Source organism: Pseudomonas fragi, assembly GCF_900105835.1.
Taxonomy (GTDB): Bacteria; Pseudomonadota; Gammaproteobacteria; order Pseudomonadales; family Pseudomonadaceae; genus Aquipseudomonas; species Aquipseudomonas fragi.
The window spans coordinates 1,880,766-1,896,909 of sequence record NZ_LT629783.1 but is presented as its reverse complement, the minus strand read 5'-3'; the positions used below and the strand labels follow the sequence as shown (position 1 = coordinate 1,896,909).

13 protein-coding genes are annotated in these 16,144 nt (G+C 56.9%); 5 read left to right on the top strand and 8 right to left on the bottom strand.

Annotation, left to right across the window (positions count from 1 at the left end):
• Positions 1–22 precede the first annotated feature (22 nt).
• Positions 23–1,231, bottom strand: a complete 1,209-nt coding sequence (gene alaC, locus BLU25_RS08645) for an alanine transaminase (RefSeq protein ID WP_016782101.1) — start codon at positions 1,229–1,231, stop codon at positions 23–25.
• A 198-nt stretch (positions 1,232–1,429) separates the two neighbouring features.
• Here alaC and BLU25_RS08640 point away from each other — a divergent pair, with 198 nt between their 5' ends.
• On the top strand, positions 1,430–1,921 hold the full coding sequence (locus BLU25_RS08640; protein WP_016782102.1) for a GyrI-like domain-containing protein: 492 nt from the start codon (positions 1,430–1,432) through the stop codon (positions 1,919–1,921).
• Here BLU25_RS08640 and BLU25_RS08635 read toward each other — a convergent pair.
• The 5 genes from BLU25_RS08635 to BLU25_RS08615 all read right to left on the bottom strand — a co-directional run bounded on the left by BLU25_RS08635 (position 1,918) and on the right by BLU25_RS08615 (position 6,314).
• Entirely contained in the window at positions 1,918–2,424 is a 507-nt protein-coding gene (locus BLU25_RS08635; RefSeq protein WP_016782103.1) for a GNAT family N-acetyltransferase, read from the bottom strand. The genes BLU25_RS08640 and BLU25_RS08635 overlap by 4 nt on opposite strands.
• A gap of 113 nt (positions 2,425–2,537) precedes the next feature.
• On the bottom strand, positions 2,538–3,326 hold the full coding sequence (mddA, locus tag BLU25_RS08630) for a methanethiol S-methyltransferase (RefSeq protein WP_016782104.1): 789 nt from the start codon (positions 3,324–3,326) through the stop codon (positions 2,538–2,540).
• A 144-nt stretch (positions 3,327–3,470) separates the two neighbouring features.
• A complete protein-coding gene (locus BLU25_RS08625; RefSeq protein WP_016782105.1) occupies positions 3,471–4,655 on the bottom strand; it encodes a GAF domain-containing sensor histidine kinase in 1,185 nt (394 codons plus the stop codon).
• A 129-nt stretch (positions 4,656–4,784) separates the two neighbouring features.
• A complete protein-coding gene (locus BLU25_RS08620; RefSeq protein ID WP_016782106.1) occupies positions 4,785–5,090 on the bottom strand; it encodes a PepSY domain-containing protein in 306 nt (101 codons plus the stop codon).
• A gap of 96 nt (positions 5,091–5,186) precedes the next feature.
• Positions 5,187–6,314, bottom strand: coding sequence for a glycerophosphodiester phosphodiesterase (locus BLU25_RS08615; RefSeq protein ID WP_016782107.1), 1,128 nt, complete (start codon positions 6,312–6,314; stop codon positions 5,187–5,189).
• A 167-nt stretch (positions 6,315–6,481) separates the two neighbouring features.
• Here BLU25_RS08615 and BLU25_RS08610 point away from each other — a divergent pair, with 167 nt between their 5' ends.
• A complete protein-coding gene (locus BLU25_RS08610; protein ID WP_016782108.1) occupies positions 6,482–6,805 on the top strand; it encodes a DUF2025 family protein in 324 nt (107 codons plus the stop codon).
• A gap of 22 nt (positions 6,806–6,827) precedes the next feature.
• On the opposite strand, the gene BLU25_RS08605 is transcribed toward BLU25_RS08610, so the two are convergent.
• Positions 6,828–7,907 (bottom strand): diguanylate cyclase, encoded by a 1,080-nt coding sequence (locus BLU25_RS08605; RefSeq protein WP_029611561.1) that lies wholly within the window; start codon positions 7,905–7,907, stop codon positions 6,828–6,830.
• Between the two features lie 224 nt (positions 7,908–8,131).
• Here BLU25_RS08605 and BLU25_RS08600 point away from each other — a divergent pair, with 224 nt between their 5' ends.
• On the top strand, positions 8,132–9,160 hold the full coding sequence (locus BLU25_RS08600; protein WP_016782110.1) for an MBL fold metallo-hydrolase: 1,029 nt from the start codon (positions 8,132–8,134) through the stop codon (positions 9,158–9,160).
• Positions 9,161–9,169: 9 nt separating this feature from the next.
• Here the strand turns inward: BLU25_RS08600 and BLU25_RS08595 are convergent, their stop codons facing one another.
• The gene (locus BLU25_RS08595) at positions 9,170–9,487 is read right to left on the bottom strand and encodes a helix-turn-helix domain-containing protein (protein WP_016782111.1); all 318 of its coding nucleotides are present in this window, start codon (positions 9,485–9,487) and stop codon (positions 9,170–9,172) included.
• Positions 9,488–9,874: 387 nt separating this feature from the next.
• On the opposite strand from BLU25_RS08595, the gene BLU25_RS08590 reads away from it, so the two are divergent.
• Entirely contained in the window at positions 9,875–11,593 is a 1,719-nt protein-coding gene (locus tag BLU25_RS08590) for a ShlB/FhaC/HecB family hemolysin secretion/activation protein (RefSeq protein WP_016782112.1), read from the top strand.
• A gap of 105 nt (positions 11,594–11,698) precedes the next feature.
• Positions 11,699–16,057 (top strand): two-partner secretion domain-containing protein, encoded by a 4,359-nt coding sequence (locus BLU25_RS23885; protein ID WP_307626276.1) that lies wholly within the window; start codon positions 11,699–11,701, stop codon positions 16,055–16,057.
• Positions 16,058–16,144 lie beyond the last annotated feature (87 nt).

The window sequence follows — 16,144 nt, the reverse complement described above, 5'->3', positions numbered from 1 at the left end:
CGCTCCCACACGGGTTTATGGCTTAGCCCGGGTTAAAGCCGTCAGCCCGGAACATGGCGCGAATCCCACGCAGCGCCTGACGAATGCGATCCTGGTTTTCAATCAGGGCAAAGCGCACATGGTCGTCACCATACTCACCAAATCCTACCCCAGGCGACACACAGACCTTGGCATCCGCCAGCAGCTTCTTGGCGAACTCCAGTGAGCCCAGGTGGGCGTAGTGTTCGGGAATCTTGGCCCAGATATACATCGAAGCCTTCGGGTTTTCGACCATCCAGCCCAGTTCGTGCAGCCCTTTGACGATCACGTTGCGGCGTTGGCGGTACTGCTCGGCAATATCCTTGACGCACTGCTGGTCACCCTCAAGCGCCGCAATCGCCGCCACTTGCAGCGGGGTGAAGGTGCCGTAGTCGTGGTAGCTCTTGATCCGCGCCAGGGCATTGACCAGCTCTGGGTTGCCGACCATAAAACCGATACGCCAGCCGGCCATGTTGTAGCTTTTGGACAGGGTGAAGAACTCCACCGCAATGTCCTTGGCGCCGGGTACCTGCATGATCGAAGGCGCTTTCCAGCCGTCATAGACGATATCGGCGTAGGCCAGGTCGTGGACCACCAGCACATCGTATTGTTTGGCCAGGGCCACCACACGTTCAAAGAAATCCAGCTCGACACATTGCGCCGTGGGGTTGGACGGGAAGCCCAGGATCATCATTTTCGGCTTGGGGATCGAGCCGCGGATGGCTTTTTCCAGCTCGGCAAAAAAGTCCACGCCGGGGATCAGCGGCACCGAACGCACCTGGGCACCGGCAATCACGGCACCGTAGATGTGAATCGGGTAGCTGGGGTTGGGCACCAGAACTGTGTCGCCCTGGTCCAGGGTGGCTAGCATCAAGTGCGCCAGGCCTTCCTTGGAGCCAATGGTGACAATGGCTTCGTGCTCAGGATCGATTTCAACGTTGTAACGGTCGGCATACCAGCGAGAAATGGCCCGGCGCAGGCGCGGAATGCCACGCGAAGTCGAGTAGCCGTGAGTGTCTTCACGCTGTGCGACGGTGCAAAGTTTTTCAACGATATGCGGCGGTGTCGGGCCGTCAGGGTTGCCCATGCTGAAGTCGATGATGTCTTCGCCACGACGTCGGGCGGCCATCTTCAGTTCAGCCGTGATGTTGAAAACGTAAGGGGGGAGTCGATCTATGCGCGCAAAGCGTCGCGGCGAACCTTGGTCTGCCATGTGTGCCTCTGGTACGTAAGCGCCCGGAACCGTCCGAGCGACGTTGACCACTGCGGTGGTCTGGGCCAGACAATAAGGGCGCTGAGGTACTTTTGTCTAGATGGCAACAGGCGCTATTTTTTGCTGATCCGACTCGCTTGTGTTTTTGTTCCTATACTAAGTTGCTAGGTTTCCTACTTACTCCATCGAGTATGCCCCATGGATCAACTAAAAAAGTTCGAGCTGTCAGCGCCGCGATTCACCAAAGGTCCCTTTCAACTGATTGCGGGTTTTGGTGGCCGTTTCACTCAAGAGACCGCAGGTCGAATTCCTCAGCTGTGGGACACATTCCTTCCTGAGTTGGGTAAGGTACCTAGCCAGATAGGGGAAGAAACCTACGGTGTTTGTTGTAATCCAGATGGCGAAGGCGGTTTCGAATACATTGCCGGTGTGGCCATCAGCAAGCTGGACGACCTGCCCGAGCGCTATCGCTGGATTGAGCTGCAAGAACAGTCCTACGCGGTGTTCGAGCATCACGGGCCACTGGATACCCTGGCCCAGACCTTTCAGGCTATCTGGAAGCAGTGGTTGCCGCAGTCTGGGTACGCCGCCGTCGACGCGCCCGAGTTCGAGCGTTACAGCGCCGACTTCAATCCGGACGCCGGCACGGGTCGGGTAGAGATCTGGTTGCCGATCAAAAAGGCGGCCTAGCCTGCTTGCAGTTGTGGCAGTGGTGAGGCCGGCAGTGAAAGCACCAGGCGCCTTTCGCCACGATAGGCCTCGCCGCGCTCGACCCAGCCCTGGCCCAGGTAAAAGGCCAGCGCGCTGGTGTTGAACGGGCTGACAGAAAGCATCAACTGACGGATCTCGGGCCAGAACTGATCAATGGCCCGGGGCAGTTCGCGCAAGCAGGCCTTGCCCAGCCCCTGAGCCTGGACCCGGCTGTCGACTTGCAAGGCATGCAGGGTGGCACTGCCGGCTTCGGCCCAATGCGCCAGTAACGGCTCGCGCTTGAGCAGCAAGAAGGCCACCGGCCGTTCATCGCGCAGTAACGCCAACCCTTTGATACCCGCGTGCGGCTTGGTGGGCAGGGCGTGCAGGGCCGATTCGACAGTGCCGCAGAATGGCACTTGCTCAGGTCTTACCTCAATCTCGCGCAGTAATTCGCGCTGGCGCAGCGTCAGGTCTTCGTAAGCGCAGAGGCGGGTGTTCATATCAGAGTTCTGTTGAGGCGCAATAGGAGGTAGCTGATGGTTGAGATCAGTTACCGCTGAACAGCGCTACAGTTTCTACCGATCATCGAGCCAAATACAGATTTATTCCCACGTCAGTCTTCAGAACCTGAATTGCGGCGTACAAAGGGCAGCAACATGGCGACGTTTTTTTGATAACGGCGGTAGTTGTCACCAAACAGGGTAACCAGATCTTTCTCTTCCAGATGTGTGCCGATCAGGATGTACGACGTGCTGGTCAGCGCAAATACCAGGTGCCCGACAGTCATCTCGGGTGTGGCCCAGAATGCGATCAAAAACCCCAGGTACATCGGGTGGCGTACAACTTTGTACAGTGTAGGTGTGCGAAATACGGGGTTTACCGAGGCGGGCCGCAGCAATGGCGCCAGGGCCTGCTTGATGCCGAACAGTTCAAAGTGGCTGAACAGGAACGTTGCCACCAGCACGATCGCCCATCCGAGCCAGTACAGGGCGACAAGCAAGCCTGTGGCCACTGGCGACTCAACTTTCCAGACAACGCTGGTGATCGGTTGCCATAACCCGCACAGCAGCGCCAGAACCGCGCTGGAGACCAAGACATAGGTGGCACGTTCGATGGGTGCCGGGATGATAAAGCGCCAGCGGTCCTTGAAGCTTTTGCGCGCCATGAGGCTGTGCTGCAGGGCAAACAGGCTGATCAGCAAAATATCGCTCACCAGCGCCCAAGGCCATGCCAGGCCTGTTCCCGAATCAATGCTTTTCGGGACCCCGACATTGCCCACAAAGCCCATGAAGTAGAGGAATGTCAGCAGGAAAAACAGGTAGCTCAACAGGCTGTAGAGCAGCGCAGCGAATTGGCCGATACGACGCAGTGCGCGCGTTTTCAGATCAGTTGCAGTGTGCATGAACGACTCCTTTCGTACATGGCAGAACAGCGATGCAAACGTTTGTAATGAGTACCTTAGCTCTGATACAGCAAATGGCCATCTTTATGGGTGACCTGCCAAAGATGTCATCCAACATACCAAGCGAGGCAAGAAAAGGCGGGCTCAGGCTTGCGCTAACGCCAGGCTGAAGGTGAAGACCGTGCCCTGTGCTTGATTGGAAGCGACTTCGAGATGGCCACCATGGGACAGGGCGATCTGGCTGGCAATGTACAAGCCAAGGCCGAGACCGGCCTGGGGGGTGTGATTGGCCGGTCGTGAGTAGGGCTTGAACAAGTGCGGCAGTAACTCGGGGGCTATGGGCGTGCCCTGGTTGAACACCTTGAGGCTGAACATCCCATCGAGCGTCAGGGCGCTGACGCGCACGGCACCGCTTGGGCCACCGTGGGTAATGGCATTGATCAGCAGGTTGGAGAGCAGTTGCGCCAAACGGCCACTGTCACATTGGATGCCTGTGAGTGGCTCGATATCTGACTGGATCAAGCGGTCGGGGTGTACGCTTTGAATTTCTGAAACAACGTGGCGCAACACCTGGTCGAGATTGCCGCACTCGCTCAAGGTCAGGGGGATACCGCTGCCCAGGCGGCCCCGGGCAAAGTCCAGGACGTCCTCCACCAACTGCGAAGCGCGATGTCCACAGCTGAGGATATGCTGCGCGAGCACATCGCTCGGTGGGTTGGGATACTTGCGCAACAGGCGCTCGGCTGCCGTGGTAATGGCGAAGAGCGGGTTGCGCAAGTCATGGCCGATCACGGCGATAAACTGCTCGCGCAATTCTGCATTTTCACGCTCTTGCAGCAAGGCAGTCTCGGTGCGTTGCTGGTTCTCTTCAGCGTCAATCTGCAGCGAGAGCAGCCGGGCAAAAGACTCCATTGTGGATTGGATGGTGCTGTCTTTCAGGCTGGCAGGCTCCGGGTCCAGAGCGCACAAGGTGCCGAAGAAGCGGCCGTCAGTGCGCCATACCGGGATCGTGATATAGCTTTCAAAGCGGTACATCCTGGGGGTGTGATGATGCTGGTACAGCGGGTCAGCGCTGGCATGGTCGATGATGATGGGCTGGTGCGAGTGCATGCTTTCAAAGCACAGGGTACTGACCAGCTCCAGCTCGCCCCCGGGCTGCAACCCGAAACCCAGGTTGTCGAGCACGGCGCAGGCAGTCCAGGTTGTCTGGGTCACACGGGCAACGGCGGCAAAGCGCATGCCGGTCATTTCCGCGATCACCTGAAGCATCGCCGGCACTGCGCTGATCCGGTTAATCGTTGCGATATCGTCGACCACGCCTGGCGCCATGGAAAATGCTCGTGCTTAAAAAGCTGATTCTAGCCAGAACACTTGTACACGGCACTCATTGATCAGCAGGCACTCAATAAAAAAACCGCGCGACTCATAAAGAGTGGCGCGGTTTTTATTCAAATCAACTCAGGTGTCTTGTTTGTCTTGCAGTACTTCGCCCGTTTTGGCGTCGAGGTCCACGTCCCACTTGATACCTTTGGTATCGCGCAATTCAACCTCATACACCAGCTTGCCGTAAGAGTGATCAAGCTCGGTATCAACAATGGTCGCCCCCGGGTGTTTATCCAGCGCGGCTTGATTCAACTTTTCAAACGAGGTGATTTCACCCGATTTGAGCAGCCCTGGAATATGGTCAGGGCGAACATCGGCCTGGGCAATACCGGCGGTCAGCGCCAGGGCAACAGTGGCAAATACCAGGTTAAGTGTTTTCATGTTGAGTCCCTTTGGGTTGATCTGTTTAAGTGGGATCAGATTAACCGGCACAACTTAACTCACCCTTAATTTTCGCCCTGCTACCGGCGCTCAGGTTTAGAAGCCATTGTTCTCCAGCAACTGATTGACGCTGTGTGGCGCCGGGCGCTGGTAGTACTTGAGCAACTCGCTGGCGCGGTTGGTGAAAATGCCATCGACACCTGCGTCCATTGCCTTCTTGAAGTCGATGGGGGCGTCGAGGGTGTATACATGTACCAGCATGCCCCGGTCATGAGTGGCCTTGTTCATCCAGGGCTGGATCAGGTCGAAATAGCTCTGGTCGCCGCCGTGGGTCAAGGCTGCCGAAGGGCCAGTGCCGATGGCGCCGTTAGCCTTGGCAAAGTCGAGCCACTGGGTGAACTCGGTCTGGTCCTTGGGCTGCTGCTTGGCGTAGTACGCGGCTTTATCCTTTGCCCCCGAGTCGGCGAAACTGACGCTGGTGTCGGGCGTCATGCCGCCTTCACCCACCCATAGCAGCAGGATCTTCGGGGTATCGGGCATTTCTTTTTGCAGCAGTTCTAGGCTGTTTTTATCGAACGTCTGCAAAATGATTCGGCCCTTGCCCAAACCCACCTGCGAACCTGTTGTTGTCCCTGTCACAGGCGCAAGCCAGCCGCGCTTGCTCAGTGTGTGGTGCAGGTCGTGCTCAATGCCCGGGAACAGCTTGGGTTGCTTGGTTTCGATATACAGGCCCGGTGTGTGCTCGGGGTTGCCCTGGGCAATATCGATGATTTCATCCAGGGTCAAAATGGGCAGGCCAACGTAGGACGCGCGTGCCCGATCCGGGTAGGCCTGGTTGAACCAGCTGCCAGCATCCAGGGTTTTAAGTTCCGCCAGGGTGAAGGCACTGGCGGGGCTGTCCTTGCGCTCCGGGAATTTTTTCGCCACATCGGTGGTGCGCAGCAGGCTGTTGTCATGCAGTGCAAGCAGCACGCCGTCCTTGCTGCGCTGCAGGTCCATTTCCAGGTAATCGGCGCCCAGGTCGCGGGCGAGGGTATAGGCTGGCGCGGTTGACTCCGGGGCATCGAAGGATGCACCGCGATGGGCGATGACGGCGGGGTGGGGGATACCGTGCACATTGGCCAGTGCTGCCTCGGTGGAGCTTGGTACGCTGTTGGCCTGAGCCTGGCCCATACCCAGGATCAGGCTCAGCAGCAGGGCGCTTTTGCCAAAAGTGTCGGACATTGGTTGAAATCCTTTCCATCAGAAAAACGGAGTGTGTTTTTTAGCGATTTTTCAGGCTGATGTGCAGTACTCTTGGCCCTATCAACGTCCCCGGTAGAGGGGCAAGCCTTGAATCTTGCGTGTAAACCATCGTTCCAGAGCCTTTGGGCTCATCAGTGAGGTTTACCATGCGTATCACTTCGCAACTCATCTGCCAGGCCGCCGACCTACTTAACGGCTTTGTTGGTTTCAATCGTAAGACAGGCCAGCACATTGTCCGTTTTAGCGAAGATTCTTTCGGCATGGATGTCGCCGACGACAACATTACTCCGACCAGCGAATTTGTCTGGCAGGCCAATGGCGCCGAGACCATGACCCTCAAACGCGAGCTGATTCAGCTGCTGCTGGATCAAAATATCGATGATCGCCTGAATATCACCGAACCCCTGCGGGTCTACATGCAGCGCCAGGACGTGCCCGAGATTTCGGCCGAGCGTCGCTGTATCCGTTGAGTCGAACTGCCTGGCCCTGTTGCTAAACCGGGCCATTGCCCAGGACTGACTCAGGCAGGGTGTCTGCTGCGCCAACGCTGATTTTGTTGCGCCCCGTATTCTTTGCGATATACAGCGCTTTATCGGCCTCGTTCAGCCACATGCTGGCGTGGAGGAATTCGGGGCGGCAAGTGGCCAGGCCGATGCTCAGGCTAACGCACAGCCCGGGTTCGTCGGTGTGTTGATAATTGGCAAATACATGGCGCAGGCGCTCCATGATTTCCTGGGCCTGCTCCAGGGTGCGATTGGGCAGGATGACGCAGAACTCATCACCGCCGTACCTGCCAGCGAGATCTTCAGTGCGCAAATTGTCCTTGAGTTCCTTGCTGAGCTGGCGCAACACACTGTCGCCGACAATATGGCCGTAGGTGTCGTTGATCTGCTTGAAGTGGTCGATATCAATCAGCGCCAGAGTCGCCGGAGAATGCCGCTCCAGGCTCTGCTGGAAACTGAGCTGCAGCAGGTCTTTCCATGAGCCGTGATTAAGCAGGCCGGTCAGGCTGTCGGTACGGCTGAGGGTGCTCAGGGCGCGTTTATGCTCGGCCAGGGTGATTGCCAGCCCATAACTGACCATGCCTACAGCGAAAGGGTAAAGGATCAGCACCGGCACGCAGGCATAGACTTGCAGGCTGGTGGTATGGGGCGTAAACGCAAAGCCGAACAGCAGCACGGCCACCAGGGCACCCGCCAACTGCGCCAGCGCACCCCGGGCCAGCAGCTTTGGCCCACCTGCGGCCACGTTGTGCATCGTCATCATCGACACAATGATGACGGTCGGCAGCGGGTTGAACTCGATAGCTGCTGCCCAAAATCCTCCGCACAGGGAATCAAGCAAAATATTGCGACGTTCTGCCAGGTAGGGATAGGTTGCACGTGATGACAATTGATAGGCCAGATGAGGCCATGCGAACGCATTAATCAGCAGCAGTAGCCACACCCATATGGATCTATCGAGGGGGTAGAGGGCGGCCATTAGCCCGATACTGCCAAACCCTGAACCAATCACTCGCGGCGCATAAATACGCTTGGCGAACGACAACCCTTTGCCTCTTTTATTGTCCATGGCTATCTGCGCAAGATGTTCGGCCTGAGTTTCTGACGACGGTACTGCACGGCTGATTGTTGGCTTGCTCGGTTAGTCATGTCGAGAATACATCGCACAGATTCCGAAAATTTTGAAACTGCCGTGGGGTCTAGATTAGCTTATTAAGCCAAGGGCAAGCGTCGGCGCAGGCAGCGACGACTGCAAACAGAGCATTAATCACTTTTGACTGGAGCCTTCAAGCCATGGCACTCGACTCAAGCAGTGCAGAGGGCCCCAAGCCCGCTGAGCGTCATCAAGGTGCATTTCAAAATACGGGCGTCAGGCCGTCCTCCAGTCTGGGTAAAACCTTGGGCATTTTTTGGCGGATGATATTTCAGAAACCTGCGAGCACTCGCCCAACCGGTGTGATTGCGGTCAAGCCGCTGACCCGTGAACAACTGGCTGAGGCCGCGGACTTCAGTGTTTACAGGCTGGGGCATTCAACCTTGCTGCTCAAGCTCAAAGGCAAATACTGGCTGACCGATCCGGTTTATGCCGAACGTGCCTCGCCGTTCCAGTGGGCTGGCCCAAAGCGTTTTCATGCGCCCCCCATCAGCCTTGATGAGCTTCCACCGTTGGACGCGGTGATTCTTTCCCACAATCATTACGACCATCTGGACCAGAAAACTGTCGTGCAACTGGCTGCCAAAACGGAGCAGTTTCTGGCGCCGCTGGGTGTCGGCGACTTGCTGGTCAAATGGGGCGTGCCTGCCAGTAAAGTTCAGCAACTGGATTGGTGGCAGGACACCTGGCTTGCAGGCATCCGTTTTGTCGCTACCCCATCACAGCACTTTTCGGGGCGCGGGCTGTTTGATCACAACCAGACCCTTTGGGCTTCCTGGGTGATGATCATTGATGATGTGCGAATTTTCTTCAGTGGTGACTCGGGCTATTTTGACGGTTTCAAGCAGATCGGAGAGCAGTTCGGCCCCTTTGATCTGACCCTGATGGAGACAGGGGCATACAACGTGGATTGGCCCCATGTGCATATGCAACCGGAGCACAGCCTGCAGGCACATCTTGACCTCAACGGGCGGTGGTTGCTGCCGATTCACAATGGCACCTTTGACCTGGCTTTCCATGCTTGGTCCGAGCCATTTGACCGCATTGTGGCGTTGGCAGAGCAGCGCGATGTGCTCATTACAACGCCACAAATGGGTGAGGCGTTCAATCTGCTAACGCCTCACCCGGGCCATGCTTGGTGGCTGGAGGTGGAAACCCCAGGGCAGTAGGGTCGTATTTCACTCTATCAGGGCAAAATCTTCGCGGCCCATCGGGTCTGGCGTTGTGCCGCGAACATTGCCCCCGCGACCGGGGCTAAACCCGGGGAAGAACACCAGGCCTTGCGCCTCAAGGCTGTAGGCCAGGGCCAGCCGGGTAACGTCGCGCACGGGGGCTTGTGCCTCGAAGCGTTCAATTGCCGCAACTGAAACCCCTGATTGCTCGCTCAGCTGCTCGCGATCCCAGCCCAGCATTTCACGCGCTTGCGCGCAATGTAGCGGGGTAAATTGATTGATGACGATGCGTTCAAACGTACTGCGCGTGGCTGAATGGGGCATGGGGATTCTCCAGGTCGGATTCAGTGCTTGAAAATATACTGTGTTTTTATACAGTTATTTTATCTCTGGGACAAATTCATTTTTTGATCAGTGCCGAGCGGCGGAATCTGCTGGGAGGATGCTTTTTTACGGGCTTTTGCGTGGGGGGCAAGGGTCGAAAATTTCGATAATAGGATGTGTGTAGTTTTGTCTGTGCGGAAAAATCGGCGTGTTGATCGCCTCATCTCGCTAGACCAATTCGCGGACTTATCTTCGTAGATATCGGAAACGTCCTAACTCTTTTATTTCAATCAAGCCCGAGACTTACCTCCATTCAGGGAGATTCCGCCGTTTGTGCCTGCGAGTTAGTCCCTTTACCAGATTAACGGTGTATGGATGGAAGTCAGCATGTCGGTATCTCACTTCGGGTTGAGGTTGTTATCTTTGGTTCTGCTCGGCCCCTTGGCGGGTCAGGCTTATGCCACGCAAGCGTCATTGCCTAAACCGGGTGATCTGGATCTGATTCGCGATCGTCAGGAGCGCCTGCTCGAAGAACAACGGCGCCGGCTGGAAGAGCTTCAGGAGCTTCCCGGCAAGCAGATTTCTCCTGGGGTTCCAGTTCAGGCAGCCGATAGTCGTTGTTTCCCCATACAAGAGATCCAGCTCAAAGGCGCCGACAGCCTGTCCGCCAACGAGCGTGACACCATGTTCCAGCCCTATATCGGGCAGTGTCTGGGCGTGTCCCAGCTCAACGAACTACTCAAGGTCATCACCAACCACTACATCGACAGGGGGCTGGTGACCACTCGCGCTTACTTGCCACAACAGGACTTGTCCCAGGGTCATCTGCAAATGCTGGTGGTTGAGGGCAAGCTCGAAAGCTTGAAGGGCGCCGACAACAGCAAACTATCCCGTCGCGAATTAACCATGAGTTTTCCCGGTCAGGCCGGTAGCCGGCTCAGTCTGCGGGAAGTCGAGCAGGCGATTGATCAGCTCAACCGCTTGCCATCCAATCAGGCGCAAATGGAGTTGGCCCCGGGCAATGAAGTGGGCAGCAGCGCGGTGGTGGTAAAAAACAATCCGCAAAAGCCGTGGCGCGTCAGCCTGGCGCGTAACAACGACGGCCAGAAAAGCACTGGGGAGCAACAGTGGGGTACCGGCTTTGAGTGGGACAGCCCGCTAGGCCTGGCGGATCAATTGGTTATGCGAGGTGGCCATGATGCGAGTAGTGATAACCAGAAATCTTCGAAGAGCGCGATGCTTTACTACAACCTGCCGTGGGGCTGGTGGAACTTCGCTTATACCTACAGCCAGAGCGATTACCGCTCGGTGGCCCAAGCCAACACCTTTGATTTCAAGCAATCCGGTGAAAGTACAAACCATCAACTGCGTGCCGAGCGGGTGATCCATCGCGACGCGATGAGTAAAACCTCGCTCAATACCGGTCTGGCGCATATGCGCTCCAATAACTATGTACGCGATACGCGACTGCGCAACAGCAGTCACCGGCTCAGCGAATTCCAATTTGGCATCAACCATGGTCGGCGTATCGCGAGTTCCTTCGTCAATCTGGATGTCGGCCTGCAAAAGGGCATCGGTGCCTTTGATGCCCAAGGGAGTCACAGCTCTAAACCGGGCACGCCAAACGCCCGCTATCGCAAATACACCGCGACCATCAGCTATTTGCAGCCATTCAAGCTATGGGGCGAGTCCCTCAGTTTTACCAGTATGGCTACCGGCCAACGCAGTGAGGATGCGCTGTTCAGTCCGCAACGGATAAGCCTGGGCGGTTCAGCCTCGGTGCGTGGCTACAAGAACCAACAACTTTCGGGTGACAGCGGTGGTTATTGGCGCAACGACCTGCGCTGGTCGCGCCCGGTAACCCTGGACTGGCTGCGCCCGGTATTGACCGATTACGGCACCACCCTGGGCTACGACCAGGGCGTGATTCGTCACGGGCGTTACAACCGCGAGGCCAGTGGCAGAGTCTCCAGCAACTCGCTGGAGCTGTTTGCCCGTGGCCGTAACTTCAGTACCAGCGTGACCTTTGCCCGCTCCCTGGAACGACCGGATGTGCTCACCGAGCGCGAAGCTCCGATCTACTTTCGGATGGATTTTTTCCTGTAATTCAACGTTTTGTTGTATCGAGAAAATGACATGGATGATCGACATTTAGCCTTTTTGGCTCGCCAGCCTTCAGCTGCCCTGCAACCCCGGGAATCCTTTTGGGGAATGCCCAAACGTGGGCTGGCCTTTATTTTGGCCAATGCGATTTTCTGGCAACCACTGTTGGTGCAGGCCGAAGGCATCGTAGTCAGCGGTCCAGGCACAAGCCTGGGAGCGGCGGGCAATGGTGTACCCATCGTCAATATTGCAGCACCCAACGACAGTGGCTTGTCGCACAACCAGTTCAGTGACTACAACGTCGGGGCCAATGGCCTGATTCTCAACAACGGGGTCGACCGTACACATTCAACCCAGCTGGGCGGGATCATCCTTGGCAACCCGAACCTGCATGGCAATGCTGCCAACATCATCCTCAATGAAGTAAACGGCAGCAGCCCCAGCCAGTTGCGCGGCTACACCGAGGTAGCGGGACAATCGGCCAAGGTCATCGTGGCCAACCCGTACGGCATTACCTGTAATGGCTGCGGTTTTATCAACACTCCTAGCGTCACTTTGAGCACGGGCAAACCAGTCTTTGATGATGGTCGTCTGGATCGTTATCAGGTCGATGGCGGCACGGTGACCATCGATGGTCAGGGCTTGAACGCCAGCAATGTCGACCGCTTCGACATGATCACCCGCTCGGCGAAGATCAACGCCCAGATCAATGCGCGCAATTTGACGGTGATTGCCGGTCGTAACGACGTCAATGCCCGGACACTGCATGCCACTGCGCGTACGGATGACGGCAGTGCCAAGCCGCAATTGGCCATTGACTCTAGCGCCTTGGGCGGCATGTACGCAGGTGCCATCAGGCTGGTGGGCTCTGAAGCGGGAGTAGGGGTCAAGCTGGACGGTACGTTGGCCGCCAGTGGCGGGGATATTCTGCTTGATGCCAATGGGCATTTGAGCATGGCGCAGGCCACGGCTGGCGCTGATTTTAATGTTAAAGCTGCGAGCCTAGATGCCCTAGGGGCGATCTATGCTGGCACCACATTGGATATGCAGGCTCAAGGCAACCTCACCATTCGTAAAAATCTCGTGGCCCGCGACAGCATCAAGCTCTCCAGCGGCGCACAGTTGACCAATCACGGCGTTATCGAAGCCGGGGTCGATTCAGAAAATTCACGCAACACGGCTGGCGATGTGCAAATCAAAGCACAGGTACTGATTAACTCAGACGCCAGCATTGTCGCCAGCCGCAAACTGACGGTTAACGCCCAAACCCTGAACAATCAAGGCGGCACACTGAGTGCCAAACAGATCGCCAGCATCCGCGCAGACACTCTGGATAACCAGAACAAGGGACGGGTACTGAGTAGCGGTGATCTCGACCTCAAAGCCGATCGGTTGCTTAACAGCAAGGGGCTGGTTTCAGCCAGCAGCGTCGACGCCCGGGTTGGCAGCCTGGATAACCGCAATGGCATGCTCAGTAGCCTGGGTGCGCTGGGTTTGAGCGTTGACCGCAAAATGCAAAACCAGAGTGGGATGGTGGTGGCTGATGGGAGTGCACATGTCACCGCCAGCAGCCTCAATAACAGCAGCGGTCAGATTTCCAGCAAACAGAACCTCAAGATCAAGGCGCAGGAGCTCAACAACCGCAATGGTCAACTGATTGGCCAAGGTGTTGTGCATCTGATCAGTGACACCCTGGACAATCGCCAGGGCGGTCTGGTCGGCGGTACTCGAGGGGTGCTGCTTGATGTGGCAGATATCAACAACCGCGGCGGCGAGGTGACGAGCCTGGCCAGCGTGACGTTGACCGGTAAGCGTCTGGACAACAGGGAGGGCAGGCTCTCCAGTCAAAAGGACAGCAGGCTTGCTTTCAGTGCAGGTATAGAAAATAGTCAGGGCCTGATCAGCTCTGAAGGTTTGTTGAGCATTTCGGCGGGGACTCTTGTTAACAGTCTGGGCAAGTTGTCCAGTAGTGACCAACTCAGTGTCACCACTGATGGCGCCCTGGATAACCGAGGGGGAAGTGTAGATACAAATGCCGGTCTCGACGTGCGCAGCGCCAGCCTCGACAACAGCGCAAAGGGCACCTTGAGTGCCCGGCAAGCGCTACAGATCAACACCGGCGCACTGGATAACCAGAGCGGCGGCATCAACACGGCAGGCGATCTCACTATCACGGCGGGCCAGTTGGACAACCGTGAGGGCAGCATCGTTAGCGCCAAAGCCCTGACAGCTAGCGTCACTGGTTTGGATCAGCAGGGCGGACAACTTACCAGCAAAACCGTACTCACCCTGGACCTCAAATACGGTCAGTTAAACAACCAGAGCGGCCTGATCAACGGACCGCTGCTGGTAATGAAAAACCTCAAGGGCGTCAATAACCAGGGTGGCGAAATCTCCAGTCGCCAAGGTTTTACCTTGACGGCGGATAACCTCGATAACAGCAATGGCCAACTTCTGAGTGATGGCGGGCTGTCCCTGCGCATTGCTCAGGCCCTGACCAATATCAAAGGCCTGATCGCCGCAGCGACGATGGATGGGCGAGCGGCAAACCTCGACAACAACTCCGGTTCCCTGACCAGCCTTGGCGATCTGCAACTGGATGTTCAGGGCCTGTTGAGCAACCGGGACCAGGGGCTTATCGAAGCGGGCAATACACTGACCATCAACAGTGGAGAGCTGAACAACCATAATGGTTCGTTGCTGGGCAAGGCCATCGCACTGGACTTCGGTACGGCAACGGGCGATCTGAACAATTCCGGCGGCCTGATCACTACCAAGGGTCCCTTGCTCCTAAAGAATCTGCGAGACCTGAACAACCGTGGCGGCGAAATTTCCACAACGCAAACCCTAAACCTGAGTGGTCGCAACCTCGATAACAGTACCGGCAAGCTGATCAGCAATAACCTGTTGGACATCAATGGCCACAGCCTGCTTAACCAGGGTGGGCTGATCTCTGGCTGGCAGGGCTTGAGTCTCACCGGCGCAACGCTCGACAACCGCAACGGCGGCAAGCTGTCGAGCCTTTATGGCAACCTTGACGCACACCTCAGCTCCAGCCTTCTTAACAGCGGCGCAGGTGTTCTGGTCAGCCAAAAAAAACTGACCGTTACAGCGGCTGATCTGGATAACAGTGGCAAGGGCAATATAACCAGTGCTGACGCCCAAACCCTTAACGTCAGCGGTTTACTGAACAACGCCCAAGGCGGTGTAATCGACAGTGGCGCGACTCTGGACCTGAGCGCGCATGACCTCGACAACAGTGCTGGCAGTATCAATAGCGCCATTGCCACAACCCTCGACCTGCCGGGCACCTTGACCAATACCCGCGGCAAGCTGTCCAGCGGCGGCCCGATGCTGATCCAGGGGGCGACGCAGATCGACAACCAAGGTGGTGAACTGGTCAGCCGGAGCTTGCTGACCCTGTTGACTGCTGGCCTGGACAACCGTAACCGCGGCACAGTTGCGGCAGATGGCAGGTTGGACATCAGCGCCAGTGGCCTGGTGCAAAACAGCAATGACGGTCTGATCTACAGCCAGGACGCCGATCTGAGACTTACCGCGAACAGTCTGGACAACGTCAAGGGCAAGGTGCAAAGCAAGACCAGCCTGCATCTGGACATTGCTGACGATTTCGATAATCAGGGCGGCAAATTGATTGCCCAAAACGGCGACCTGAAGCTTAAGGTCGCCAACCTGGACAATCGTGCAGGCGAACTCGCCAGCCTCAAGGGAGCGCTCGATGCTCGCGTAGTCGGCTTACTGCGCAACGGTTTCGCAGGTGTTATCCAAGGCCAGCTTTTGAACCTGAACGCGGACAGTATTGATAACGTCGGCGGCCGCATCTACGCACAAACGGGGGATGCCTTCGTTACCACCGGCGTTTTAGATAATCGCGCCGGTAGTCTTTTCGCCAAGAGCTTATTGGAAGTTACCGCAAACTCCTTCGATAACAGCGGCGAGGCAGGCGGGCGTGTGGCTGCGCAACAAGTCATCTTCGATCTGAGCGGCACTCTGAACAACCAAAAAGGCATTATTGAAAGTGCCAGCCTCTTCAATGTCAGCGCTGCCAGTGTAGATAACCGGGCAGGGCAACTGCGTACCCTGGGTAATAGCGGAAATACCCTGTTTCAGATTGGCGGGCTGCTGGACAACCGCAATGGCACCCTTGAGAGCGCCAACACTGACTTGACGTTGCTCGCGGGCAGCTTCCAGAACGCTGGCGGCAATGTATTGCATTCAGGCAGTGGCACCTTCGCCATCGATCCGTCGCTCCTCGACAACGTGGGTGGCAGTCTGGTGAGCCGCGGCGGCTTGACCCTCAAACAGGATGCCTGGACCAATAGCAGCGTGATTCAGGCCGCACGCCTGACAGTCAACGTCAATAGTCTGAATCAAACTGTCAGCGGCCAGTTGCTCGCATCCGACCGTTTTGCCGGCACTGGCGGGAACTGGTCCAACGACGGCTAGCTCGCCAGTGACGGTAATCTGAGCCTCGACCTCGTTGGCACTTACTCGGCCAGTGGCCGAGTAAGCAGCCTTGGAACCCTGGACCTT